19 protein-coding genes are annotated in these 26,242 nt (G+C 55.2%); 11 read left to right on the forward strand and 8 right to left on the reverse strand.

Annotated elements, in window-relative coordinates:
- Positions 1-302: 302 nt before the first annotated feature.
- Positions 303-1,682 (reverse strand): pectate lyase, encoded by a 1,380-nt coding sequence (locus tag RZ35_RS05995; RefSeq protein WP_026742483.1) that lies wholly within the window; start codon positions 1,680-1,682, stop codon positions 303-305.
- A 233-nt stretch (positions 1,683-1,915) separates the two neighbouring features.
- Here RZ35_RS05995 and RZ35_RS06000 point away from each other — a divergent pair, with 233 nt between their 5' ends.
- Together RZ35_RS06000 and RZ35_RS06005 are read left to right on the forward strand one after the other, a co-directional pair.
- Positions 1,916-6,937 (forward strand): AvrE-family type 3 secretion system effector, encoded by a 5,022-nt coding sequence (locus RZ35_RS06000; RefSeq protein ID WP_026742484.1) that lies wholly within the window; start codon positions 1,916-1,918, stop codon positions 6,935-6,937.
- 33 nt (positions 6,938-6,970) lie between these two features.
- Entirely contained in the window at positions 6,971-7,402 is a 432-nt protein-coding gene (locus RZ35_RS06005) for a type III secretion system chaperone (protein ID WP_026742485.1), read from the forward strand.
- Positions 7,403-7,487: 85 nt separating this feature from the next.
- On the opposite strand, the gene RZ35_RS06010 is transcribed toward RZ35_RS06005, so the two are convergent.
- A complete protein-coding gene (locus RZ35_RS06010; RefSeq protein WP_026742486.1) occupies positions 7,488-8,198 on the reverse strand; it encodes a UTRA domain-containing protein in 711 nt (236 codons plus the stop codon).
- 268 nt (positions 8,199-8,466) lie between these two features.
- Between RZ35_RS06010 and RZ35_RS06015 the strand changes: the two genes are divergently transcribed.
- From RZ35_RS06015 to RZ35_RS06040, 6 genes are all read left to right on the forward strand, one after another.
- Entirely contained in the window at positions 8,467-9,528 is a 1,062-nt protein-coding gene (locus tag RZ35_RS06015) for an ABC transporter substrate-binding protein (protein WP_026742487.1), read from the forward strand.
- A gap of 22 nt (positions 9,529-9,550) precedes the next feature.
- Positions 9,551-10,369: an alkaline phosphatase family protein gene (locus RZ35_RS06020; RefSeq protein WP_026742488.1), complete on the forward strand. Its 819-nt coding sequence runs from the start codon at positions 9,551-9,553 to the stop codon at positions 10,367-10,369.
- Positions 10,366-11,208: an ABC transporter permease gene (locus RZ35_RS06025; RefSeq protein ID WP_026742489.1), complete on the forward strand. Its 843-nt coding sequence runs from the start codon at positions 10,366-10,368 to the stop codon at positions 11,206-11,208. Before RZ35_RS06020 ends, RZ35_RS06025 begins: the two co-directional genes overlap by 4 nt.
- Before the next feature lie 19 nt (positions 11,209-11,227).
- A complete protein-coding gene (locus tag RZ35_RS06030; protein WP_026742490.1) occupies positions 11,228-12,013 on the forward strand; it encodes an ABC transporter permease in 786 nt (261 codons plus the stop codon).
- A 2-nt stretch (positions 12,014-12,015) separates the two neighbouring features.
- The gene (locus RZ35_RS06035; protein WP_026742491.1) at positions 12,016-13,008 is read left to right on the forward strand and encodes an ABC transporter ATP-binding protein; all 993 of its coding nucleotides are present in this window, start codon (positions 12,016-12,018) and stop codon (positions 13,006-13,008) included.
- 249 nt (positions 13,009-13,257) lie between these two features.
- A complete protein-coding gene (locus RZ35_RS06040; RefSeq protein ID WP_026742492.1) occupies positions 13,258-14,901 on the forward strand; it encodes a Na/Pi cotransporter family protein in 1,644 nt (547 codons plus the stop codon).
- 95 nt (positions 14,902-14,996) lie between these two features.
- Here the strand turns inward: RZ35_RS06040 and dld are convergent, their stop codons facing one another.
- Positions 14,997-16,745, reverse strand: a complete 1,749-nt coding sequence (gene dld / locus RZ35_RS06045) for a D-lactate dehydrogenase (RefSeq protein ID WP_026742493.1) — start codon at positions 16,743-16,745, stop codon at positions 14,997-14,999.
- Positions 16,746-17,322: 577 nt separating this feature from the next.
- Between dld and dosP the strand changes: the two genes are divergently transcribed.
- Positions 17,323-19,881, forward strand: a complete 2,559-nt coding sequence (gene dosP, locus RZ35_RS06055) for an oxygen-sensing cyclic-di-GMP phosphodiesterase DosP (RefSeq protein ID WP_026742495.1) — start codon at positions 17,323-17,325, stop codon at positions 19,879-19,881.
- Positions 19,882-20,201: 320 nt separating this feature from the next.
- Positions 20,202-21,014 (forward strand): DUF6694 family lipoprotein, encoded by an 813-nt coding sequence (locus tag RZ35_RS06060; RefSeq protein WP_026742496.1) that lies wholly within the window; start codon positions 20,202-20,204, stop codon positions 21,012-21,014.
- Positions 21,015-21,182: 168 nt separating this feature from the next.
- Here RZ35_RS06060 and ychF read toward each other — a convergent pair whose 3' ends face one another.
- Positions 21,183-22,274: a redox-regulated ATPase YchF gene (ychF, locus tag RZ35_RS06065; RefSeq protein WP_026739461.1), complete on the reverse strand. Its 1,092-nt coding sequence runs from the start codon at positions 22,272-22,274 to the stop codon at positions 21,183-21,185.
- 121 nt (positions 22,275-22,395) lie between these two features.
- Positions 22,396-22,983: an aminoacyl-tRNA hydrolase gene (gene pth, locus RZ35_RS06070; protein ID WP_026742497.1), complete on the reverse strand. Its 588-nt coding sequence runs from the start codon at positions 22,981-22,983 to the stop codon at positions 22,396-22,398.
- Positions 22,984-23,275: 292 nt separating this feature from the next.
- Between pth and ychH the strand changes: the two genes are divergently transcribed.
- Positions 23,276-23,548 (forward strand): stress-induced protein YchH, encoded by a 273-nt coding sequence (ychH, locus tag RZ35_RS06075; RefSeq protein WP_026739463.1) that lies wholly within the window; start codon positions 23,276-23,278, stop codon positions 23,546-23,548.
- Positions 23,549-23,635: 87 nt separating this feature from the next.
- Here ychH and prs read toward each other — a convergent pair whose 3' ends face one another.
- The 3 genes from prs to lolB all read right to left on the reverse strand — a co-directional run bounded on the left by prs (position 23,636) and on the right by lolB (position 26,192).
- Positions 23,636-24,583, reverse strand: coding sequence for a ribose-phosphate diphosphokinase (gene prs, locus RZ35_RS06080; RefSeq protein WP_139171474.1), 948 nt, complete (start codon positions 24,581-24,583; stop codon positions 23,636-23,638).
- Between the two features lie 112 nt (positions 24,584-24,695).
- A complete protein-coding gene (gene ispE, locus RZ35_RS06085) occupies positions 24,696-25,568 on the reverse strand; it encodes a 4-(cytidine 5'-diphospho)-2-C-methyl-D-erythritol kinase (protein WP_026742499.1) in 873 nt (290 codons plus the stop codon).
- A gap of 3 nt (positions 25,569-25,571) precedes the next feature.
- Positions 25,572-26,192 (reverse strand): lipoprotein insertase outer membrane protein LolB, encoded by a 621-nt coding sequence (gene lolB / locus RZ35_RS06090; RefSeq protein ID WP_026742500.1) that lies wholly within the window; start codon positions 26,190-26,192, stop codon positions 25,572-25,574.
- Positions 26,193-26,242 lie beyond the last annotated feature (50 nt).

Below are 26,242 nucleotides of genomic sequence, written 5' to 3' on the forward strand. Positions count from 1 at the left end.
CGATCGCTCGGATGACCCAGAACGCCGTCTGCCCGACATCACTATGCAAGTCCTGTGCTAAAGGGTCCCCCGAACGTTGCAGAAAGTCCGCCTCCAGTGAATCCACGAATGCGTCGAAATCAAACTGGCCCGTCCGGGGTTTATCTTTTTGACCTAATACCTGATTTATTCGCAATGACACCAGATGGTTCGCCTTATCGAACGCACACCGTTCGGNGGGCGACAGAGATCCGCCCGGCGTGACGCGGTCACGCCAACGGGGGGAGGCGGCGTGGGGTAAAGAGGGCGTTTTGCTATTCATCTCAGCTTACCTGTAATGCGGCCGAGGTCGGCACTTTGAATGAATTGTTGACGTCACTCAGGCTGTTATTTTGGGCGGTGATAGTAAGCCCGTTGCTGTCGCTTTTAACAAAGGCGAACTTACCGTTCTCCGCATCAACATGGCTGAGGTTGAGATTCCAGTTTCCTTGCTGGCCGCCGTTGGTTCTCACGAAGGTGCCGAAGTCTTTAACCTTAAAATTATCCACCGTGAAGTTGGCGTCCGCATTCAGTTGGAAGACCTTGTCGGAAGCTCCCTGAGCGCTACTGTTGGTGATCGTGACGTTGGCTGGATTGCCGGTGTTCTCCTTCACCGTTAACGCATCCTCGCCGACGTTGGTCCAGTGAACATTATCGATCGTGGCGTCGCCGTGCAGGTGAATGCCATCCGCAGCGTTATCGCCAAAAATGACGTTTTTAACTGAGCCGCCGTCTGCGACTTCAAACAGCGGTTTCTGTCCTTCCGTTTGGCTGCCATTGCCTAACCCAGCCCCCGCGACATAGGTTTTTCCCTGGCCGTCGAAGGTTTCCCCGGCGCCGNCTTTGATCGGCTCGTTGACGACGACCGCATTGGCGTTATCGGCCGTGGGGAAACTGACGGCGCCGCTTTGACCAGTCGCGGACGGCGCTTCGTTCGAAGGAACCGGGGACTTCGACGATGACGGGCTGCTGCCATCGGTTCCCGGCAGCGTTGCTCCTCCCGGCGCGGAAGGCGCTGTCTCCGTGGGTTGGGGCGACTCCACCGCAGCCCCTGACGTGCGATTGTTCGGCTGCGAGCCGGGCACGGCTGATGCGCCGCCGTTGCTGGCGCCACCCTCTTGTGGTTGGCCAAACTGGCTCTTTTGGTTATCCATCAGCATAGCGATCAGTTGCATCAGCGTTTGAGACAGTTGGTCGCTGCTAAACTGCCCACCACCGTCCTGTGTCGGCGAAAGGCTGCCTTGCAGCGCTTGGCTTCCGGCATTCTGCAATGTATCGCGGCTTAGATCCTGTGGATGCGTTGCTGAGGACGTAGCACTTTGTTGCGTGCTTTGCCCGTTCTGCGGCATCAGCGTATCCAACAGCTTACCGAGCATTTCAAGCTGGTTTCGCTGATTCTGTCCGTCCCGGCCGCCAATCCCGCCTGCGGCGACACTGCCATCCGTGGGGCGCATGCCCTCAGATGCCTCCTGACTAGCGGCTTGCAGGGTCAGCAATAGTGCCGCCAACAGTTTGGCCACGCTGTCTAGCGCCGTTTGATGTTCTGTCGTGCTGGCGCCGGTGTTCTGCCGTTCCGCTGGCAGGTTTTGGGAAGAGATGCTGCCCAGATTGGCATTATTCATGCCGGAGCCGGGCAGGGTAGGCGTGGTGTTCAGGTCTGACATAGCGAGTGCCTCGTAAGCTGTTGTTGAGTAAAAAATAGGCTGCGGAGAATATTGAATCGACGGTTCGTCGTTATATGGGTGGTTCAAATATTCGCCGGGTTCCTGTCTCTCCGGTGCGCGAATGACAAGACGCAAGCGTCCATGCCCCCCTTATTTCCGGGCGGAACCTAATGCCTTTTCCCAGCCACTCACTCGGCAATTAGCTTCATCAACAACATCTCTGGGAGACGGCTATGTTGGGCAATATCAGACACATTCATCAGAAGACGGTGGCGGAAGTCGATACGCCGACCGTGTCCGGAGAGGGGCGCGCGGTCTCTCAGGGGCACGCTTCCGTCGCTGGACAGAAGGCGACGGGATCGTTGACTCAGGAAGGTCTGCGTCTGGCGGCAACCCCGCGCGTCAGCCAGCGCGAGGTGCCGCCTGACTCGCTAGGATCGCAGGTAGGTCGCTCCCCCAATCTTCGCGACATGAGAGACGCCATCGACCGTGCGATGCAGGACACTGCCGGCCCCTCGTCGACGGCTGAGACGCCGGTGAAAACCGTCACCACGTTACGGGAGCTGCTGCAACGCTCTGCGTCGAGTGAGACGGGTTCGTCCCGAAGCGCGAGTCTGCATAGCGCGGTTTCCCATTTTGACGGGGCGGCAGGCACGATTGCCAGTCACGCCCCTGCGGCAGTGGGTCTGGGGCTTTCGCTGGATAAAAAAGGCAAGGTCATCTTGGGCGACGATGTCCCAGCCCCGATAAAAACGGTGCTGTCGCAAACGCTGGGTAAACACGATCTACCGTTTGTGGCGCATCACAAGAACTCGAACGGCACCCATCATCTGTTGATGGATAAAATAGGGCGCCTGTTCAGCCTTCATCACGGCAAACACGGGCTGGTCGGTTTGCACAGCAGCGCGCCCTCACGGAAAGACAGCGAATTACTGCACAGCAAGGCGTCGGCAGGCTATGCATTGCATGCGTCTGACACACAGGTGCGCACAGAAGCGAAGCTCAACGGTAAAGACGCCGGATCGCAGTCGCTGCCTAACCCCACCGGCGGACTCCAGTCTCAACTGTCCGGGATTTTTCTGGACGTTCATGACGAGGCGCTGCGCCTCCACGACGGCAAGCTGTTCAGCCTGAGTCCCGAGGGCGTCTGGCAGCCAAAAGACGACCGCAAGCACGCGCAATTGTCCCGACAGGCCGACGGGAACCTGTATGCGGTGAAGGAGAGCCACTTGTTAAGCAACCTGTCGACCGGCATGGAGTCGACCGCCTTTAAAGACAAAATTATCTCGTTCTCCGCCAACCTTGACGGGCAGACGGTGGTGTTGACGACGTCTGACCACGGTGCGGGCAAGCTGCATCTGTTGCCGACGCTGAATGCTCCCAAGAGCGAGCACCGGGCGCTGCAACTGGCTCTAAACGGCACGATCGCGCTGGAACGCGGCAGCGAACAGGTGGATGCCAAAGCCGTAGGACTCGATCGGCAAAAGCTGCTGGTGGCCGATCGTGAAGGGCAGGTTTTTGTCGGGACGTTGCCACAGGGAGACAGTCATCGCGTCGAACTGACCCCCTTGCACAGCCCGGATCTGGAAGGGGCGCTGGGGGTAGGTCATCACACGGAGGGCTTTGTCAGCAACGGCGCAGGCAGTCTGCATGCGTTGGTCAAAGACGCGCAGGGGCATAAACATCTGGCCGCCCCTGCGGCGGAAGGCGGCGGCTTCAAGCCGGGCTGGAACCTAAGCGATTCGCTGGTGGTGGACCACAAAATGGGGCTGCTGCACGTCGCTCTGCCGTCGTCATCTGTCATGAATATGGGACGCTTCGGCATGATGGCGCTGCACGAAGGCAAAGTGCATTACGTGGACAGCGTGACCCGCAGTTGGACGCCGACGACGATTTCCGCCAATCAGCTCAAACGCGGTTTGGATAACCAGCCCTATGTCCTGCATGACGGCCAGCTCAAAGCGTTGACGATCAATCAGAAAGCGGACAGCGTCGTTCATGGCGACAGCAACGTCTTTGCCCTTAGCCACGCGCGCCACGCGCCGAAATCCGGCGATGCATTGCCGGGATTGGGGAAAGACAGTGGCGCCGTCGCGGTTGCCGTGCTGACCGCCAATCGATTCATCTCTGCCAATAAAGAGGGGGACATCCAACTGCATCAGGTCCGTCCCGGCACGAATCGGGCCTCAGCCCCCGCCACGGCGCTACCGAAGGACGGGCTGACGGGGGAGATCCGCGATCTGGCGCTGGATCGCGAAAGCAACCTGTTCGCGCTTAACCATGAGGGCGCCTTATTTATCTTGCCGCGTGAGGCCTGGCAAAACGACCGCGCGGAATCCGGTGTAACGCGTTGGCAACCGGTGGAAACGCCGCAGGGCGGCAAGGTTGATCGGCTGGATACAACGCCGGAGCATGGCCTGCTGGCGCATCAGGACGATCGTCATCAGCGTCTGACCCAAGGCCGTTGGACGGAGCATCGACCGAACACGGAAATCACCGCGCCTCAACCGCGAGAGGCCGAGACGGTTTACCAGCGCTTAGGCGGCGCGACCAAAGCCGTATCTATCCCTGGAACGAGATTAACGGCGAAGCTGGATACGCAAGTGCTGGGGCAAATGGCGCAGGAAAACAAAAAGACCAGCAGCGGTTTTGTCGATCGTATGCGCGCGAATGTCATTAAGCTGCCGGCTGAGCTAGGCAAAAGCGTGGGAGATGGCATTCAGCATCACTTCAAAGGGCGTGCCGGGCTGCATCCGCTCTATTCGGCCCAGGCTTCGGTCTTTAAGCGGCTGGAGGTGCTGAATATGCAACGTCAGCAGAGTCCGCAGGCAAACACCACCGATCTGAAAACCAAGCTGAGCCAGCTGAATCTGGGAGACGCCGGCAAGCCGCTGATGGCGGCGCTGCATCAGTTTCATCAGGACCTGGAACGCAGCTCGGGCAACGCGGCGCTGTTGCTGGGTAAACATCAGGGGCTGATTAACGCCAAAGGCGAGATCAATCACCAGTTCACCCCGTCGGCGCTGAAGTCCGCCATTCAAGGCATGAACTCGCATCGTTCCGGGAAGAGCCTCAGCGACGCGTTAATGACGGCCACGCTGGCGCATCCTTCTTCGGCGGACAGCAAGGCGAGCGCGCTGTTGAAGCAGTTCGTCATGAAAAAGGTGGATATGAGCTACCAGAGCGACAAGGTGGTTCAGGGCGCGCACCGCGACGTCCATGATGAGATGGCGCTGACGAAGTCGCGGCTGGCGCTGGACACGCTGACTATCGGCGATCTGCACGGCATCGTGGATAAGCTGGCGGGATTCTCCGGCGCCTCGCCGACGAAAGCGGATCTCAAACCGATGCAGGAGGCGTTGACGCTGCTGCGGGATCATCAGTATGGCGATCACCACGTGAAGCGCGCCACGGACATGGGATTCACCTGTTTTTCAGCGCTGGAGGCGGATTATGACGCGGTGAAAACCTTCACCCGCGCCTTCAAAGATGAACGGCATGCCGTCAGCGTGACCTCTCGCACGTCGCTGCAGGCGGAGGATCAGGGGCAGTTAACCCAAAAAATGAAAGACACCGTGCTGTCGCTGAATGCCGGCGAAAGTCTCAGCTTCAACCGAAGCTATAACGCGGGCCTGAGCTCGGTTTATGTGATGCCGACGCAACTGGCCAAGGTGACCATTAACCACCTCCCGTCGCCGCTGATCGCCAGCGGCGGCGTGACGGGCGAACGGGGCTACAGTTTAAGTTTCAGCCGGGGAGACAACGGCATCAATGTCAGTTTTGGCCGCACCGGCGGCCTCAGCGCCAAAGCCGGTGTGATCGTCGGTCATGAACCCAAGGCGACGAAAGAAAATCTCATTCTGGATGATGACCATACGCTGACGTTCGATCTGAGGATGGGCGTCAGCGGCTCCGCCACCATTGGCGCGACCCGCCAAAACGGCCTCAGCTTCACGCTAAGCGAAAAAGAGCTGCCGTCGTTTATCGATGAGCTGACGCAGGGGAAGATCAATCCGCTGGATCTCATGAAAAAGGGTACCGAACACCAGGTCAAGCAGGGGCTTTCTGTGAATTTCGATGTGGACGGCGCTTTCACGCTCGACGGTCGCGCCGCGGTCAACATGACGGACAACGACAATACAACCTTCTCCACCACGACCCGAGCTTCGCTGGGCGTCAGCGGCGGCGTCAACGTGTTGTCCGCCAGTCACGATCGCAGCACGGTCCGGGGCCAACTGAACGAGAAAAACACGACCAGCAACAACCGAGTGCGATTTTTTAACCAGGCTTCCGTCGGCGCGAATGCCGCGCTCTGGGCCGGGATGGCGACAACGCAACCCGGCAAGGGGACGCTGCCGGCAGGATTCGGCACCGGGGCTTCAGCCACGCTGTCTGTCGATACCAAAACCAGTCACAGCATCTCTCTCAATGTCAAAGTGGCGGAGCCGCTACAGAAAAGCGACATCGAAGAACTGACGGCTTCGCTTGAGAAACACTTTGCCGATGTGGAAACCCAGCAGCTACTAGGCGGCGTAAACAAACTGGATGATATCGACGAACAGTTGGCCATTATGCATCGGCACTTCGATGCCAAAACGCCGCAGAACGATGGGCAATACAGCGCAATGCAGTCGCTCGGCAAAGCGGTTCGCCAGCAGTCGGCGGCGAAGCATCAGGCGGTGACGCTATCGAGCGTCAGCCATAGCGCCAGCTACGCCAACCTGTCGAAGTTGGACAGCAATGGCGTGCTGCATGCGTTGCGCAAGCTGGTGAACGATAACGTGCCGCCCACCAATGCCGAACGTATCCACGCCTTCATGAATGCCGACCCGGCGTTGAAAGCGGTCATGACCCATTTACAGTCGTTGCCCAACGCCTCCGCCAGCGTGAACCTGGAACCGAAGGACGCGGTGAAAGAGCAGGTGGAAAAAGGCATTCAGAACAACAGCCTGAGCAAACAAGCCATCGTCGATCTGTTCAAGGACAGCAACAATCTGCGCATCGGCTCGATCAGTTTTACCGAGACGGTGAAGAAGAAGGAGGGCTTCACGTTCCCGACGCCTATCGTTGGGGCGTCCAGCAGTGTGGACGTCAGTATGAGCAAGTCGCTGGGAGAAATTCACTTCTCCTACGGACAAAATCAGGACACGCCGAGACATTTCAGTCTGGAAGGCGAGATCGCGCGGGCTAATCCTACCCTGGCGCAGGCGCTGGACAGCCTGCATCAGGAAGGCATTACGCTGGCGAAACACTAATTCACGATGGCACAGGGCAGAAGGAGCTTCACAATGCATTCCCAACAACAACACGTCTCTCGTTTACTGCAAGCGTTTGGTCGGGCCACGCAAACCCCGCTCAGGCTGGATAATGGAATTTGCGTGCTGAATGACGAAAACGGCGAAGAAGCGGCGGTCATTGACGTTCCCGCGCACAGCGAACAACTTTTACTGCACTGCCGGATAGTCGCGCTGGACGGGCTGGAGAGGTTGGACGAAGCGGCGATTTACCGCCTGATGCTGCAGCTCAATTTCGAGATGGCGGCGATGCGCGGTTGCTGGCTGGCGTTGGATGAATTTAATCAGCTACGACTGTGCTTTCAACACTCGCTTGATAGGCTGGATGAAAACCGTTTCAACGCCATGCTTTCGGGATTCATCCAACAGGTGACAGAGACCCGGGACTTTATTATTTCACTGCTGGGGCAGATGCAGGCGGCGTAACCGCACGCGACCGTCATGGCTTCATGCGGGAACGCGACGGTAGGCGCCGCCGCGTATTGCGCCGTAGCCAACGCTTTCAGCGCCGTCAGACCGCTTCGACGTCGATGTGAATGGCGTCGTAGCGCCAGTATTCGTGGTCGCAATCGATGATCCGATCCGACTGGTCCCGGTTGATGCGGGTGATAAATAGCGCAGGGCTGCCTGAGGCGACGTTAAGCGCAGAAGCGGCCAGAGGGGGAACCGGCGTCGGCAACATCGTGAAACGCACCCGGCCATAGCAAACGCCATAGCGCGTCTCATAGATATCGGTCAGGGATTGCGTCAGATCGGACGCCAGAATATTCGGGAAAAATGCGGGATTAAGGTAGTGCTCCACATACAGTACTGCGCGTGCGTCAATGCGTCGCAAGCGGCGGATCTGGTAAACCTTTGCGCCGACCGGCAGCGTCAGTTGCTGACCGATTTCGTCGCTGGCGGCGATCTCGCGAGCTTCCAGAACCTCTGTGGCGGCATGGCGCCCCTGTTGTTNGACCATCGCGTGAAAATGGCTCCGCTGCAAGGGGTTATAGACGATCCGCGGCGGCGAAATAAACCACCCGCGGCGAGGCTCCCGGTAAATCACTCCCTGGGATTCCAACTGTAGCAGCGCTTCCCGTAGGGTAATTCGGGTGGTGGAGAACCGTTCGCTCAACGTTCTTTCCGAGGGGAGACGCGCCTCGTTTCGCCATGTTCCTTCATCAATTTGCGTCCGCAGCGTCCGGCAGATCAGCGCCACGGTTGTCGAGGGTTGTTGCATGAGTTCATCAGCCTATTCTGGAGCACGCCGTGCACCACCGTGGGTACACCACCATTCTTGATCAGAGCGCCATATTGCCACGCAGCCGTCAAAACGTCTTGCTCGAGCCGCGATAGAGAGACGGGAGTATCGAGCGTTAATTTCCACACCGTACACCCAGCAGGCGATAAGGAGCGACTGACATACAAATTTCATCTTTAGAGCGTAGATTGGCGTGGATTTTGCTGGACTAGACCAGCGCTTATTCCTATCACCAGGAGCACTTACGATGAAAATTAAGGTTGCATCCCTATTCACGACAGCCGTTGTGCTGTCGCTTTCATCCGCTCACGCGGCCGAAGGTTCCGTCGCCGAGCTAGAGCAAGCGGCGCGAGCGGAAGGACAGGTTAATAGCGTGGGTATGCCGGACAACTGGGCTAACTGGAAAGACACCTGGAAGGACCTGAATGAAAAATATGGCCTGCGCCATACGGACACCGACATGAGTTCGGCTCAGGAGATCGCCAAGTTCGCCGCCGAGAAACAGAATGCCAGCGCGGATATCGGTGATGTGGGCGCGTCGTTTGGCCCCATTGCGGTGCAAAGAGACGTCACCCAGCCCTACAAACCGACCACCTGGTCGCAGATCCCCGACTGGGCCAAAGACAAAGACGGACACTGGGCGCTGGCGTATACCGGCACCATCGCCTTCATCGTCAATAAGCAGTTGGTCAAAGACGTGCCTCACAGCTGGGCCGACCTGAGAAAAGGAAGTTACACCGTCACTATTGGAGACGTCAGTTCGGCGGCTCAGGCCACCAACGGTATCCTGGCGGCGGCCTATGCGATGGGTGGCGATGAGCACAATCTCAAACCGGCGCTGGATCTGTTCGCCGACCTGGCCAAGGCCGGTCGGCTCGGGCTGACTAATCCGGTCATCGCCAATATCGAGAAAGGCGAAGTGCAGGTAGGAGTGGTCTGGGACTTCAACGGCCTCAACTACCGCGACCAAATTGATAAAGACCGTTTTGTTGTGCTGATCCCGTCGGATGGCTCGGTGACGTCTGGCTATACCACGATAATCAACAAGTATGCCCGGCATCCTAACGCCGCCAAGCTGGCGCGCGAATACATTTTCTCTGACGCCGGTCAAATCAATCTGGCGCGCGGATATGCCCGCCCGATCCGCGCGGAGCACTTGTCGCTGCCGGATGATGTGAAAGACAAGCTGCTGCCAGCGGCACAGTATCAGTCAGCCCGTCCCATTGCAGACCCGGCTGCCTGGGAGAAAAGCGCGCGTCTGCTGCCGCGGCAGTGGCAGGAATCCGTCATGATCAACATGCAGCAGTAACTCGTCTGGGAGCGAATCAAGCATGAAATGTATTCTGGTCGTGTTGGACGGTCTGAATGATCGGGTTGCTCGCGATGCCATGGGATATCTGCAAGCGCAGTGCGATGCGGGACGAGGTCGGCGCTATGCGCTGACCTGCGAATTGCCCTCGCTCTCCCGGCCGCTGTATGAGTGCATCCTGACCGGCGTCACGCCCGTGGAAAGCGGTATCGTCCACAATGAGATTCAACGGCTGTCAAATCAGATGAGCATTTTCCATTATGCCCGTAGCGCGGGGCTGACCACCGCGGCGGCGGCTTACCACTGGGTGAGCGAGCTGTATAACCGGACGCCCTTTGACCCGCCGCGCGATCGGCATACCGCAGATACCCATCTGCCCATTCAGCACGGTCATTTTTACTATGAGGACGACTACCCGGATTCGCACCTGTTTATTGACGCCGAGAGTCTGCGTCGGACATATCAGCCGGACTTTCTATTGGTGCATTCGATGAACATTGATGATGCGGGTCATCATTTCGGCCTGTCGTCGCCGCAGTATCGGAACAAGGCCAGAAGGGCGGACGGCTACCTCTCGCTGCGGTTGGCGGACTGGTTGTCGGCGGGGTATCAGGTAGTAGTGACGGCGGATCATGGTATGAACGACGACCGCAGTCACGGTGGCGTGCTGCCGGAGGAAAGAGCGGTGCCGCTGTTTGTTTTCGGTGATGCATTTTCTCTTGGCGATGCCTCGCCGCGTCAGACGGATCTGTGCGGTACGATCTGCGATATCCTGGGTGCTCCGCACGATAAATCACGCTGTTCGGCGCTGCTTGCTGACGGTATTGGAGCGAGCCGATGAAGAAAAAAGTGTTGGCGATGGTTTGTCTGTTGCCTTTCGCCGTGTGCTTTATTGCTTTTCAGCTGGTGCCGCTGGGGTGGATCGCAGTCAACAGCTTCTACAGTGAAATTAACGCTCGCTGGGGTTGGGATAACTACCGGGACATTTTGACATCGCCGTTCTATCTTCAGGCGATACGGTTTTCTCTGGATATTTCGCTTCACTCCAGCCTCTACGGTTTGTTGATCGCGCTACTCGGTAGTTACTCGCTGAGTCAGCTTCGAGGCGGTCGACTGCATCGCTGCGTGATGGCGTTCACCAATATGACCAGCAATTTCGCCGGCGTGCCGCTGGCGTTCGCGTTCGTCATCCTGCTCGGGTTGAACGGCTGCCTGACGTTATTGCTGAGGCAACTGGGTTTCATGGAGACGTTTAATCTCTACTCCCGTTCCGGGCTGATTATCCTCTACACCTATTTTCAGATCCCGCTGGGGGTCCTGCTGCTGTATCCCGCGTTCGACGGTCTAAAAGCGGAGTGGCGGGAGTCGGCGGCGCTGCTCGGCGCCGGGCGTTATCGTTACTGGCGATATATCGGGCTGCCTATCTTGATGCCGGCGCTGTTGGGCACCTTCGTGATCCTGATGGCGAATGCGCTGGGCGCGTATGCCACCGTGTATGCGCTGACCAACGGCAACTTTAACGTTGTGCCTGTCCGGATCGCGGCGCTGGTCGCGGGGGATATCTCGCTGGACCCCCATCTCGGCAGTGCGCTGTCCATGCTGCTGGTGGTGTTGATGACGCTGATTACGGTGCTTCATCAGTGGTTGGTTGGTCGCAGCTACCTGAATGTGAAACGTTAACTCATCGCGGAGGATCGCTATGTCTGTCTCTGAACGCGTTTACCACCGTTTCGTGGTGGGAGCGCTGCTGTTCGTTCTGGTACTGCCGCTGGCGGCAACCTTGGTCTATGCCTTCGCGACCCAGTGGGGCGCCACCGTATTACCGGATGGCTTTACGACGAAGTGGATGAAAAGTCTCTGGTCGGATCCGCGTTTTCTGACGGCGTTGTGGCACTCCTTGTTGATCTGCGGTGCTTCTCTGCTGCTGTCGCTGTTATTGATTCTGCCGGCGATGTTCGTTATCGCCTATCAATTTCCTCGGCTGGATGCGGTAATGAACATCCTGATTTTGCTCCCCTTTGCCGTGCCGCCGATCGTTTCTTCTGTGGGACTGTTACAGCTCTACTCTTCGGAGCCGCTGATGCTGACCGGTACGCCGTGGATTCTTATCGGTTGTTATTTCACCATCGCGCTGCCGTTTATCTATCGGGCTATCACCAACAATCTGCAGGCGATCAATCTGCGCGAGCTGATCGACGCCGCCCACCTGTTGGGCGCCAGTACCTGGCAGGCGGCATGGCGGGTGGTGCTGCCTAATCTGCGTAAGGGCGCTTTTATCGCCGTCCTGCTCTCTTTTTCTTTTTTGATCGGCGAGTTCGTCTTCGCCAATCTCCTGGTGGGAAGCCGCTACGAAACCCTGCAGGTGTACCTGTTCAACATGCGTAATGGCAGCGGGCATTTCACCAGCGCGCTGGTGATCTCCTATTTCTTCGTCGTGCTGGTTGTGACGTGGCTGGCGAATTTGTTAAATAAAGACAAGGGGTAAAAATGGCCTATCTGCAAGTGATGCAATTGACTAAAAGTTTCGGGGCGACCCCGGNTTTCAACCAGATCGACTTCATGGCTGAAGAGGGAGAATTCGTGACGCTGCTGGGCCCGAGCGGCTGTGGGAAATCCACGTTGTTACGCTGTATTGCTGGCCTTACCCCGGTCGACAGCGGACAGATCCTGCTACAAGGGCAGAACATCGTGCCGCAATCCCCCCAGAAGCGGGGGATTGGTATGGTCTTTCAGAGTTACGCGCTGTTCCCCAATATGACGGTGGAAGGCAACGTCGCTTTCGGATTGAAAATGCAAAAAAAGTCGGGTGATGAAGTGCGCCGCCGCGTCGCGGAAGTACTGGCGCTAGTGGAACTCGAGACGCTCGCCCGGCGATATCCGCATCAGCTTTCCGGTGGCCAGTGTCAACGCGTGGCGCTGGCGCGATCGTTGGTGACGCGTCCACAGCTGTTGTTGCTGGATGAGCCGCTTTCCGCGCTGGACGCTCGAATTCGCCGCCACCTGCGAGAGCAGATCCGCAATATCCAGCGCGAGATGAAGCTGACCGCGCTGTTTGTTACGCACGATCAGGAAGAAGCATTGACGCTATCCGACCGCATCGTACTGATGAATAAAGGCGAAATCGTGCAGAATGGTAACGCGGCGCGACTGTATACGCAGCCGGTCAATGCATTCGCGGCCGGCTTCATTGGCAACTACAATCTGTTGAACGCGGAACAGGCTTCCCGGCTGATTGGGCAGACGTTTACGCACCAGGTGGCTATTCGCCCTGAGTCGATCACGCTGACCCATCCGCAGCAGGGCGTGCCTGCGACAATCGTCAGCCATAGCCTACTCGGCAATGTGATTCGCTATCGGGTGATGGCGCAGGGCATCGAACTTCAGGTGGATACGCTCAACCGTTCGATGGAGCAGGCTTATGATGAGGGAGCTTGCGTGGGATTACTCCTCAATCTGGCGACTGTTCAGGAGGTGGCCTGACGTTAACTCTCTTTGAGCGGACAAAGAGTCTCTCAACAGCCTAAACTGAATCGCACTCACCGCATCAGAGNGAGGTTCACTCCTGAGTCGGGACGATGGAAGTCATGCCGCCGCCGATCTTCTTCCACGGTGAAACGGCGGTATCGAAGAGGGGAAACCGATTGGCCGTTTTTCTGCCACGCGACGTTTTTTGGCTACCTCACTTGCGATAGGAAACGTTGATTGCTGACTGTTAAGGAGCTATCTGTTTTGTTGATATTGCTGCATTTGTTGTCCGCCGTTTCGTTGCTGGTGTGGGGGACGCACATTGTCCGCACCGGCATCATGAGAGTGTATGGCGCAGGATTGCGTCGAATGCTCAGTAATAACGTCAGCCACAAGCCGCTGGCCTTTATGGCAGGGATTGTGGTTACCGCGTTGGTGCAGAGCAGCAACGCCACTATGTTGCTGGTCACATCATTCGTCTCGCAGGGCTTGATTGCCTTGGCCCCCGGGTTGGTGATTATGCTGGGCGCAGATGTCGGCACCGCGCTCATGGTGCGTATTTTGACCTTCGATCTCTCGTGGCTCTCTCCGCTGCTGATATTCAGCGGCGTCTCACTGTTCCTGAGTCGTAAACAAGCGCGCATCGGACAGATGGGGCGTGTGTTGATCGGTCTCGGACTGATCCTGCTGGCGCTGGAGCTGATTGTGAATGCGGCTACGCCGATCACGCAGGCGGCCGGGGTGAAGGTTCTCTTTTCTTCGCTGACGGGCGACATCCTGCTGGATGCCATGATTGGCGCCTTGTTCGCCATCGTCAGCTACTCAAGCTTGGCGGCCGTATTGCTGACCGCGACGCTGACGGCAACCAACGTGATCTCGCTGAAGGTCGCGCTCTGTCTGGTGGTTGGAGCCAATTTGGGCAGTGGCATGCTAGCGATGATCAACGCGAGCAAGCAAAGCATCGATGGTCGCCGGGTCGCGTTGGGTAGCCTGCTGTTCAAACTGGCCGGCTGCGTGGTGGTGCTGCCCTTTGTCGAGATGTTGGCGGTGGAAATGGAAAAACTCCCCGTGAGCACCGAGAATCTGGTCATCTACTTCCATGTGGTTTACAACCTGCTGCGTTGCTTGCTGATGCTGCCGCTGACAGGGCGCATGGCGGAGTGGTGCCAGCTGCTACTCCGCGATAATCAGGAAGAGGACCCGCGTCTGCGTCCGCGACATCTTGATCTCAGCGTGTTGGATACCCCGGCGCTGGCGCTGGCCAATGCCGCTCGGGAGACCTTGCGGATGGGGGACATCGTGGAAAATATGTTGATTCTCACCCACGAAATGATGCACGGCAATTATCTGCAGGAGAAAACCATTCGTCGTCTGGATGACGATGTGGACGTGCTCTACACCGCGATCAAACTGTACCTGGCGCGGATGGCCAAAGAGGATTTAGGTGAGAGCGATTCGCGCCGCTGGGCGGAGGTCATCGAAGTCACCATGAATCTGGAGCAGGCGGGCGATATTCTGGAAAAAATGGCCGGAGATATTCGCGCAAAGGCGCAGGCCTCACGCCGGGCGTTTTCCGCCGAAGGGTTGGAGGAGCTGGATGCGCTCTATTCCCGACTACTCGACAACCTGCGGATGAGCCAGACCGTGTTTTTCAACAACGATCTCGCCAGCGCGAAACGTCTGCGTCGTTCCAAGCATCGCTTCCGGATCATGGATCGCCGTTTCGCTCATGCGCACGTCGAGCGCTTGCGACAGAAGAATGTGCAGAGCCTGGAAACCAGTTCGCTGCATTTAGGGCTGTTGGGCGATATGAAGCGTTTGAATTCGCTATTCTGTTCGGTGGCCTACAGCGTGCTGGAGCTGGAGGATCAGGACGATGAAAAACGTGACGTGATAGAAGGCAGTTAACGGCGGGCTTTCTGTCCGTGGAGTGAGTCAAGCGACGTTCGGAAAACAGGGCTTCGCGAACGTGCGCGAAGCCCCAACGGTGAGTCGACCGGGCCTTAGCGGCGTGAACCGTCGTTGCAGCCGCAGCCCCAGTTTTTCAACTTGCTGGTTTTCCCGATACCGGGATTGAGGGTGTTGGTCGGGTCGTTCTGCTGATAAAACGCCTTAAGCTGTGGTTTGGCCTGGTAAAGATGGCCGACGTTGTGCTCCGCGGGGTATTCCGCGCCTCGTTTATCGAGCAGCTCCAGCATTTGCTCCTTGAGCTTATGGGTATCGACGCCTTTTTTCACGATGTAATCCTGATGGAAAACGTGGCACATAAAGTGTCCATAGTAGAGGCGATGCACCAGTTGATCGCTGATTTCCGGCGGCAGGTGCTCAAACCACTCTCGATCGTTACGACGCAGCGCGATATCTAGCGGCAGGATGTTCTCGACCTCGCGGCTATGCACCGCGTGATACCGAATCGCGGCTCCGGCTGCTGCGAACCGATGTAAGAACGCTTTATCGCCTTCTTCTGGCGTACAAGCGAAAAATTCGCCGTCCGCCTCGCGGAAATAGCTTTCCAACCAGCGATGCGCCTCTTCGATCCCCTCTCCCGACATTTTCAGCATCAGGTGATGCTCGTAGCGGTCGCGATAGGCCCGCATCCGCTCAGGTAACTGAGAGGGCAGCAAACGACTAAGTTGCTGCATGGTGCGATCCACAAGGTGCGACGGGAGAAAGGGGATTTTATCGAAAATGGCGTCCATTCGACCTTTGAGGTTGAAGAACATGGGCATTTTATCGGTGCCCAGCTTGTCGATCATGACGAAGGTGTCTTTGCCGTAGACCTCGGCCATGTTGAACATGTCCCGGTGAAGATATTCCCCCGCGACCGGCAAATGCGTGAAATTCGCCAGAATATGGCGACGAAGTTCGGTCAGCACCTCAGGCTGATTCGTGCCGATGTAGAAGACCTGCTGAGATTTTTGTGCCGGAAAGGTATCCAGTCGGACGGCAAAGACGGCCAGCTTACCGGCGCAGCCTGCGGCTTCAAACAGGCGACGTTCATCGGCATTGAAGCGGGAAGGGGTGTCGGCATCCACGTCCCGGACACGGTCGGCGTACTCATGATCGGACGCCTGTCGCTCATCATTGACCACGTCGGCCTCGGTATATTGACGTTGTTCCAGGCGGACCAGAATCTGTTCCGGCGTTTCGCCCAAATTAATCCCCAGATGATTGACCAGCTCTACCTTGCCCTGATCGTTCACTTGGCCATACAGCGCCATCTCCGTATAAGCGGGACCGCGATGCACCAGCGAACCGCCGGAGTTATTGCAGATCCCCCCAATTACCGAAGCGCCAATACAAGATGAGCCAATCACCGAGTGCGGTTCACGACCTAAGGGCTTCAGCACGCGCTCCAAATGCCATAGCGTGCTGCCGGGCAGTGCGACGATTTGTCGCCCCTGATCCAGCAGTTGCACCTTATCCAGCCTGAGGGTGTTGATGATAACGATTTCACGATCGTAGCCGTCGCCGCTAGGGGTGGAACCTTCGGTCAGACCGGTATTGGCGGCCTGCATAATAACGATGCGATCGGCTTCCACGCTGGCTTTGAATACTTTCCATTGTTCCAGTAGCGATCCCGGAAAGACGACGGCGAGCGCCTCTCCCTGACCGGAGCGGAATCCTTTTCGATAGCGTTCAGTTTTGTGAGTGTCCGTGAGGATATAAGATTTGCCGACGATATGGGTAAGGGTGTGTATAAGCTCCTGGGCGTTTACGCTAAACGGGGTAGAAGTTGCATGATCCTGCATGAGAGTCCGTCCTGTTAATTAATCTTATGATTTCTTTAAAAGGATAGTGCTTATTCAGAATTTTGCGTGTATCTCCGAAATGCCCGGTAAGCTATTGTAACGCCCGCCCGCATAGAGGAGTCGGCTCGGTTTTTAATCGCTCCCCAACGTGAATAACATGTTAATGGGTAAGTTAAATTCATCTAATTATCACCACAAAAAAGACGCGCTTCGATGGCATACTGGACGACTGCAATTGAGCGTGTGGAAAGAGTGTGAAGGGAGTGAAACTGTCCGGCAAACTGTGTAAACGTTTTCTTATCTATGCCTGTCGCGGGCCGCAGCAGATGCTCAATGTTTACTCCGTTGTGCCGATAAGACAAAAACCCCAGGCCAGAATTTATGTTTCCCGTCATTTCTGGTTTTCCTGTTGAAGACCCTGGCATGTGCACTGTCGGTGACCGGCCAGGACGGCGGCGTAATATCCAATTGTGTACCCATGCAGTCAACCTGGCGCCTGGGGCTGCTTAAATCGAGATTGCTGCAGATGGACTTATTGAAAAAGGAATGATAACCCATCTGTATGGAGGAAATATCAATGAATAAGGAAGGTCCGGGCGCTGACTATTACCACATATTGCTCCCCGCTTTGGAGCAGACGATGCTAGCCGTCGTCCTAATTGATGAATGCGACCGCGTCCTGTTTTTTAATGCGGCTGCAGAAAGACTGTGGGGTTACGCTCGCGACGAAGTGCTGGGACAACACATGCGCCCGCTATTACCTAAAACTATGCGGGAAGTGCATAGCCGCTATATCCGCAGGAACCGGCAGGCAAACTTNCCCCGACCAGAAGCAATGAGTCGCGACATCCTCATGGAAAAACGGGATGGACAACAGCTATGGGCGAAGTTTTTCTTGTCTAAAGTTGATGTCGACGGGCGCATTCATTTTATGGCTATCGCGCGTGACGTCACCGATGAGGTCGCCCGTCGGGAAGAGACTCGACTGCTGCTGCTGGCGATTAACAATACCGACCGTGTTGTCTGCGTATTGGATGCGGCTCGACGAATCGTTCAAATCAACCGGGCCTTTACTTCCCTGTTTGGCTATACGGCCGAAGAGTCCATCGGCAAAGGTCCCAGCGAGCTGCTGGCCAGCCCGCGCACGGACAAATCGTTATTGGACAAACTACGGACAAAGACCCAGGACTGGTTAGGCGTCCATGGCGACATTCTGACACTGACCAAAGAGGGGCGAGATGTCTGGGTGCGCTTTTCCGTTAACCCCATTTTCGATGAGAGAAACAACGAACACATCAAAAACTATGTGGTCGTGTTGTCGGATGTCACTGAGGAACGGCTGATCCAGGATTTGGAGCGAGATGCGCTTGAGGCGCTGACCAGCAGCCTGTCGTTTAACGAGCTAGGCAATTTTCTGTGTCGTCGCATCGAGGCGATTGTTCCCGATGTTTTAGTCTCCGTCTGTCGGGTTGAAGACAACAAACTGCGTCCTTGGGCTGCTCCCAGCTTTCACGATTCCTACGGCTCGGACTGGGAAGGCGTAGAGATAGGCGAGGGCGTCGCGGGCTGCGGGACAGCCGCGTTTAGAGGCGAACAGGTGATGGTGGATGACATCGAAACCAATCCACTTTGGGAGCCTTATAAGCATCAGATATTACCGCACGGTCTGCGGGCCTGCTGGACCTATCCTATCAAACAGCGCGACGGTCGGGTTTTGGGCACCTTCGCCTTTTATTTTCGGCAGGGGTTGAAACCGAACACTTTTCTTGAACATATCGCCGACGCGAGTATCCACCTGTGTACGCTGGCGATTGAACGAGAAGACAATCGTCGGCAGATGGCGAGGGTCGTTAGATTCGACGCGCTCACCGGATTACCGAATCGCAGCTACATGCATTGCCATGTGGATGATCTGCTCGCTTCATCCAGCCAGAAGATCGGTTTTTTTAATCTCGATCTGGACCATTTCAAAGATATTAACGACATGTTTGGTCATGCGGCGGGTGACCAGGTGCTGGTGGCGATGGCGAATCGATTACAGTCGTGGATACGTTCTGATGAGTTCATTAGCCGCACCGAGACCGATCAGTTCGTCATTGTCATTCCGAATTTTGATGTTTCGCGGGCATCGGCCCTGGCGAGCCAGGTCCTTAGTATCGTCCGAGAGCCGATCAATATCAGCGGCCATCGGCTGAGTTTGTCGGCCAGTCTGGGTATCAGCCAATATCCCGAAGGCGGCGCAACGAGAGAAGTACTGCTGACGAATGCCATGAACGCGATGTACAAGGCCAAAAAGTCTGGCGGCAATGTGTTCAGATTTTTTAGCGCTGAAATGAACGTGCTGGCGAGCGAGCGGTTGCTGCTCGGCGCAGCGCTCAAGTCCGCCGTGGCGCACCGGCAACTGCACCTTCATTATCAGCCCCAGGTATGTACGCGAAGCGGGCAGTTGTTCGGGGTTGAGGCGTTGGCCCGTTGGCATCATCCCGAATTCGGCGATGTACCGCCCGATCGGTTTATCCGCCTGGCGGAAGATATTGGTGAAATAGACGGCATCGGCCGCTGGGCGTTGGAAGAGGCCTGCCGGCAGATGGCCGCGTGGCGTGCCGAAGGCATTCGTGTGCCGGTGGTGTCGGTGAACCTCTCGTCGTATAACTTCAATCATCCGGATCTTCCGGCGTATGTGGCTCGCCAGTTGCAGACGTACGGGCTTGCGGGGTCGAATCTGACCATTGAGATTACTGAAAGCTTGATGATGGCGCTAACGGATGAAACGTTGGATATTCTTAACCGCATACGCGCATTGGGCGTCGGACTGTCAGTGGATGACTTCGGCACCGGCTTCTCCAGCCTGTCCAGCCTCGCGAATCTTCCGGTCACGGAAGTTAAAATCGATCGCAGTTTCATCGACCAGTGCGGAAAGCAAAACCGGCTGCGTTCGGTGGTGCATGCCGTCATAGGTATTGGACGCAGCCTGGATTTAATGGTGGTGGCGGAAGGGGTGGAAACGGACGATCAGCGCAACGTATTAATCGCGCTGGATTGCCCGGTGGTTCAAGGCTATCTGTTCTCAAAACCGCTGCCGCCGAACGGCTTGAACCAATGGATGGCCTCTGCAATACCTAGTCAACAGCATTGATTCGAGTGATTTGCGGGGAAGGGCGGATCTGACGTGAATACGTCGATGTTCACTCATCGATAGCCGTTTTTCCTGCCCCGTTACCGATGAATTGAAACGGACATCCGGAGTAATCGGATGCTGGATGTCCGTCTTCTGAAATTGTGACACTTAGCGTCCAGTCCCCTTATTAGGACGAGCTAAAATTTTCAATTTGAACGTACTTACGATCTCCGTTGTCACTTAAAAATATTTACTCCAATGCACTGATAATGCTTCACAATAATTGATTTGACGTTTAGGATTTATCTGGGTCACATATATTCTCAGTAAGGATTTTTATGAAAAAAATAGGAATAGCGTTTGTAATTGCACTAGTTCTTTCAGGGTGTGATAAGCCGAAAATCGATACCTCTAATGAAGCGACGGTAAAAGAATCGATTAAAGAAGTGCGAGAATCTTTACCCGAAGACAAACGCGCAGCTTACGATAATGCATTGAAAGTCATTGCTTTCAGCAATGTGAGCATGAAGGATTTGATGCATGCCGAAATGGCTAATAATATGTCTACGGTAAAAGACAAGATGATGAGTAACCTGTCAGGTAAGACTGGCGAAGAAATNCTCGTTTATGCGGATAAGATCAGAAAAGAGAAAGCTGAAAAAGAGAAAAAGCAGGCGATTCAAGAAATTCAGGAGCTAGAGGAAAAACAAAGAAAAGCTGAATTAAGTCTCGATAAAAAGAAAGACTTCGTTATTTCTCGTTCCCGCTTTTATTTCAAGAAAACAGAATATGGCAAGGATCAGCCGGTTATTGAATTAACTATAGAAAATAATACAGGTAAAGCAGTTTCTCGGGCTGAATTTAAAGGTGTTATCTCTAGTCCTGACAGGCAAGTTCCTTGGTTCACTGATACTTTCAGAAGTACTATTCCCGGTGGTTTAGAGCCAGGTGAAAAGGCTGATTTAACCCTGCCACAAAACCCTTACATGAAGTGGGGAGACGTCGATGCACCTTCGGATGCCGTGTTTACAGTCACTATTGTTAGCATTGATGACGCACAGGGAAAACCTATATTTTCCGATGAAGAGTTCTCTGATAAAGACGCGGATCGCCTTTCCTCGCTAAAAGCCAAATATTCAGACATTGATTAATCGTAGAGTACCGGTGACTTACCCGTAGGCAAGTCACCGGTATTATTTTGGAACAATCACCGCCTTTCTATAAGGTTGTAATAAAAAATCCACGCAATAGCGTGGATTTTATAATGTCTTCTGCTTTTCATGAGATTCCGTGAAACCTCATGAAACAACAGAACCAAATCAGACGTTAAACAAGAAGTTCATGATGTCGCCGTCTTTCACGATGTACTCTTTACCTTCTGAACGCATTTTGCCGGCTTCTTTGGCGCCTTGCTCACCTTTGTAGGTGATGAAGTCTTCATAAGCGATGGTTTGGGCACGAATGAAGCCTTTTTCGAAGTCGGTGTGGATCTTACCGGCGGCCTGTGGGGCGGTGGCGCCGACAGGGATGGTCCATGCGCGTACTTCTTTTACTCCAGCGGTGAAGTAAGTCTGCAGGTTCAGCAGCTCGTAACCTGCGCGAATCACGCGGTTCAGGCCCGGTTCTTCCAGTCCCAGCTCCGCCATAAACTCGTCGCGTTCCTCATCATCCAGCTCGGCGATATCCGCTTCAACGGCGGCACAAACAGCAACCACGACGGAGCCTTCTTTCGCTGCGATTTCACGCACTTGATCCAGGTAGGGGTTATTTTCGAATCCGTCTTCGTTGACGTTGGCGATGTACATCGTCGGTTTCAACGTCAGGAAGCTAAGATAACGAATCGCGGCTTTTTCTTCGGCGCTTAGGTCAATAGCGCGCAACATACCGGCGTTTTCCAGCTGCGGCAGGCATTTTTCCAGTGCAGCCAGCTCAGCTTTAGCGTCTTTATCTCCGCCTTTGGCTTTTTTCTGGATACGATGAATAGCGCGTTCGCAGGTATCCAGATCCGACAGTGCCAGTTCGGTATTGATGACATCAATGTCATCAGCCGGATCGACCTTGTTGTTAACGTGAATGATGTTGTCGTTTTCGAAACAACGAACGACATGGCCAATCGCTTCGGTTTCACGAATGTTGGTCAGGAACTGATTGCCGAGACCTTCACCTTTGGAAGCGCCTTTAACCAGACCGGCGATATCCACAAATTCCATCGTGGTAGGCAGCGTACGCTGTGGTTTGACGATCTCCGCCAGTTTGTCCAGACGCGGATCCGGCATCGGTACTACGCCGGTGTTCGGTTCGATGGTACAAAACGGGAAGTTGGCCGCATCAATACCTGCTTTAGTCAACGCGTTGAAGAGGGTGGATTTACCCACGTTAGGCAGCCCAACAATACCGCATTTGAATCCCATGTTTCTATCACCTTAAATAACTTGTTAATCAGACTGTTAATGCAACAGCCCGTTTGAATATGAAAATGACGCCCAATTATACACACATGCGGGAGCGTTATGCGATTGACCCCGTCAAACCTTATGACGCCTTGAAGGCATGCAGCCGATTCATGGCCTTGACCATGCCTTCGCCCAGCATTATTTCGGTGCAACGCAGCGCTTCATCAATGGACTGATCGATCAGGGTTTGTTCACTGACAGGCGGTTTGCCCAGAACGAAACCGACCACTTTGTTTTTGTCGCCCGGATGGCCGATGCCGATACGCAGTCGGTGGAAGTTCGGGTTATTCCCCAGCTTGCTGATGATATCTTTCAACCCATTGTGACCCCCGTGGCCGCCGCCCAATTTCAATTTGGCGACGCCGGGCAACAGGTCCAGTTCATCGTGTGCGACCAGAATTTCATCAGGTTGGATGCGGTAAAAGGTCGCCATTGCCGCCACAGCCTTGCCGCTGAGGTTCATAAAGGTGGTCGGCACCAGCAATCGCACATCCTGCCCCGCAAGTGTCAGGCGCGATGTGTAACCGAAAAATTTGCTTTCTTCTTTGAGCGGCTGGCGGTGGGATTCAGCCAGACGGTCGATATACCAGGCGCCCGCGTTATGGCGGGTAGACGCATATTCAGCACCCGGATTCGCCAGCCCCACAATCAGTTTGATACTGCTCACGATACTTTTCCAGATAGGGCGTTACGCCAGTAACGCTGATGTCAGAGACAAATAACAGGCTCGCTAGTTTACACGCAGGGAGGAGGGATCACCAATATCACTCCGGCCTGGAAAGGACTAAAGCCGCTATTTCACCGGGCTATGAAAAGAAATTGCAGGCGAGGTGACTATTTTTTATTCACTTTCTGTGATCGCTTACGCAACGGTGATTGGCGCAGCACCTATAATTTTAACTAATAAGAGGGCGTGCTACGACATCCCCGTTATCTGTTAAACCTTTCAGGAGGTGGGTATGAAACGCAAACATGCAGTGATGACAGGAAATCTGCTGATGAGTGTTGGCCTGGTGCTGATGGTCGCCAGCGTCGGCTATGCCATCATCAGCCAGTTGCCGGGATGGCATCTGCCAGGATCGGGCCGCTATCTGGATCTGATGGGGATATTTTCCGGCGCGATCGTCTGGCTTATCGGCGCGCGGCTTGGCGGTAGAGATACGGTATCGGACCGCTATTGGTGGGTTAAACATTTCGATAAACGTTGCCGCCGCACAGAACGTCTTCCCTAACGGTTCGACCTGGGGCGACGAACCAACAAAAAAGAAAAAAGCCATCGGAAAACCGATGGCTTTTGCTGACATCGCTGACGTGAACGATTAATGCTCGAACATGGCAGAGATGGATTCTTCGTTGCTGATGCGGCGAATGGCTTCAGCCAGCATGCCTGACAATGTCAGCGACCGCACATTCGGCAGCGCCTTGATATTCTCAGCCAGCGGGATGGTATCGCAGACAATCACTTCATCGATCTGAGAGTTTTTGATGTTGTCGTGGGCATTGCCGGAGAAAATCGGGTGAGTGGCGTAGGCGAACACACGTTTCGCTCCGCGCTCTTTCAACGCTTCCGCCGCTTTACACAGCGTACCGCCGGTATCAATCATGTCATCCACCAGGATGCAGTCACGACCCGCGACATCACCAATGATATGCATCACCTGAGAAACGTTGGCGCGAGGACGACGTTTATCGATGATGGCCATATCCGTATCGTTCAGCAGTTTCGCAATGGCACGTGCGCGAACGACACCGCCAATATCCGGAGAAACAACGATCGGGTTATCCAGATCTTGCTGAAGCATGTCTTCCAGCAGGATCGGGCTACCAAACACGTTGTCTACCGGCACATCAAAGAATCCCTGGATCTGCTCAGCATGCAGGTCAACCGTCAGAACGCGGTCAACGCCAACGCTGGAAAGGAAGTCAGCGACAACTTTTGCCGTAATCGGCACACGAGCGGAACGGACGCGACGGTCCTGGCGAGCATAGCCGAAATAGGGGATTACCGCGGTGATTCGTCCAGCAGAAGCACGGCGCAGAGCATCAACCATGACAACCAGCTCCATCAGGTTATCGTTGGTCGGTGCGCAGGTGGACTGGATGATGAAAATATCACCACCACGGACATTTTCGTTGATTTGCACGCTGACTTCGCCATCGCTAAAGCGACCGACGGCGGCGTCACCAAGGCTGGTGTACAAACGGTTGGCAATACGTTGTGCTAGTTCCGGGATGGCGTTACCAGCAAAAAGCTTCATATCAGGCACGAGAAGAACCTCAAGCTTGCGTCCAGAGAAATACTCGACCCACAGGGGTAGGAAGAATATGCATACGGGTATGGGTAAAGAGCGTTAAAACACCACTGATGCCGGTGGTTTTTTAGCGACCCTCGGGTAGTCCGGAAAGCGTTTGTTGCAAGGGGGATACATTAGCACCTCGAGCAATAAAACCGTTTAAATTTTCCGGGGCTTGGTCGAGCACCTGACGAGCAGCAGACTCGGTGTCGAACTCTGCAAACACACAAGCGCCTGTGCCGGTCAAACGCGCCGGGGCGTATTCTAACAGCCATGAAAGTAGCTGTTCAACCTCACGAAAACGTTTTCTTGCTACAGGTTCACAATCATTGGCGAAGGGATAAGCCAATAACGATTGCAATGTGCGCACCGGGGAATCACGTTTCAGATCGGGATCGTTGAAGATCTCGGGCGTCGAAATGCTGATGCCGGGGTGGGCGACCAGATACCATTTTTCTTCCGGTTCGACGAACGTCAACGCTTCGCCGACGCCTTCCGCGAACGCGGCATGGCCACGAATAAACACCGGCACATCGGCACCCAGACCTAACCCCAGCTCAGCCAGCGCTTCGGATGACAACCCGCATTGCCACAAATAATTCAGCGCGACCAGCACGGTGGCGGCGTTTGACGAACCGCCACCCAGACCGCCGCCCATCGGCAACTGTTTATCAATGGCAATTTCCGCGCCGGAAAAGGGAAGGTCCTGCTGGCGGCAATGCGCTTGCAGCAATTTGGCCGCTCGAACGATGAGATTCTGCTCAACGGGAACGCCCTCCATCTTCGTCAATAGCGTGATCGCTTCACCCGCACGCGGCGTGATAGTCAATGTGTCGCCGTAATCCAGGAACTGAAACAACGTCTGTAGATCGTGATAACCGTCAGCCCGGCGCCCGGTGATATAGAGAAACAAATTCAGTTTGGCTGGAGACGGCCAGCTCATTTTGTTCGTGGACATGGCTTACTGAACCTTCCAGTTATCCATTCTCAGCTTGATGCGCTGTTCGCCCTGACTCAGCTCCAGGCTTTTCGGCATCGGCATGATGCTATCGGTGTACTGCTGATATTTGACGTTCCAGCTCTGGCCGCTTTGTTGATAGGTCACGGTGTGTAACAAATAGTGTTGGTCGAGCGTAAAATGCTGGGCGTCGCCGGGCAGGCCGACAATCCATTGGCGCAGGTTATTCATCGGGATATCCATACCGGTCAACTGGCGGACCATGTCTTCGGCATCTTTACCTGCATAACGTTTGCCCTGACCGTCGGTAATCTGAACGCTATCGGGTTGTGCTTTCAATTCCAGTTCGGTGCTGCCGAGAGGGTTAGTCAGGAGCAGGCGATAGTTCTGCGCAGAGGTTTGTTGCCAGAAAAAGCGGGCATAAAGTTTTTGCCTATCCGAAATATAGGCAAAGGATCCCCGGGTTTCGTATTGGCTTAAATGTTGTACTTTTTGCTCGTGTTGTCGCCACTGCGGAGAGGTCGGGCTTTGCCCAGGCAAATCAGGCTGTCGCGTACTACAGGCTGTGAGTAAAAGACCCGCGAGAGGCAGTAATTGCAGGCCACGGACAAGTTTTTTCGACATGGATTTTGCGTCCTCAGAAACAGGGGTAATGCGGGATAAGGTGTCACGCT

Source organism: Lonsdalea quercina subsp. quercina (genome assembly GCF_000688655.1).
Lineage (GTDB): Bacteria > Pseudomonadota > Gammaproteobacteria > Enterobacterales > Enterobacteriaceae > Lonsdalea > Lonsdalea quercina.

What these genes read in the sequence shown, in the direction of transcription:
- RZ35_RS06000 (WP_026742484.1), top strand. Translation starts at nt 1,916, where the DNA reads ATGTTGGGCAATATCAGACACATTCATCAGAAGACGGTGGCGGAAGTC.
- RZ35_RS06005 (WP_026742485.1), top strand. Translation starts at nt 6,971, where the DNA reads ATGCATTCCCAACAACAACACGTCTCTCGTTTACTGCAAGCGTTTGGT.
- RZ35_RS06015 (WP_026742487.1), top strand. Translation starts at nt 8,467, where the DNA reads ATGAAAATTAAGGTTGCATCCCTATTCACGACAGCCGTTGTGCTGTCG.
- RZ35_RS06020 (WP_026742488.1), top strand. Translation starts at nt 9,551, where the DNA reads ATGAAATGTATTCTGGTCGTGTTGGACGGTCTGAATGATCGGGTTGCT.
- RZ35_RS06025 (WP_026742489.1), top strand. Translation starts at nt 10,366, where the DNA reads ATGAAGAAAAAAGTGTTGGCGATGGTTTGTCTGTTGCCTTTCGCCGTG.
- RZ35_RS06030 (WP_026742490.1), top strand. Translation starts at nt 11,228, where the DNA reads ATGTCTGTCTCTGAACGCGTTTACCACCGTTTCGTGGTGGGAGCGCTG.
- dld (WP_026742493.1), bottom strand. Translation starts at nt 16,745, where the DNA reads ATGCAGGATCATGCAACTTCTACCCCGTTTAGCGTAAACGCCCAGGAG.
- ychF (WP_026739461.1), bottom strand. Translation starts at nt 22,274, where the DNA reads ATGGGATTCAAATGCGGTATTGTTGGGCTGCCTAACGTGGGTAAATCC.
- ychH (WP_026739463.1), top strand. Translation starts at nt 23,276, where the DNA reads ATGAAACGCAAACATGCAGTGATGACAGGAAATCTGCTGATGAGTGTT.
- ispE (WP_026742499.1), bottom strand. Translation starts at nt 25,568, where the DNA reads ATGTCCACGAACAAAATGAGCTGGCCGTCTCCAGCCAAACTGAATTTG.
- lolB (WP_026742500.1), bottom strand. Translation starts at nt 26,192, where the DNA reads ATGTCGAAAAAACTTGTCCGTGGCCTGCAATTACTGCCTCTCGCGGGT.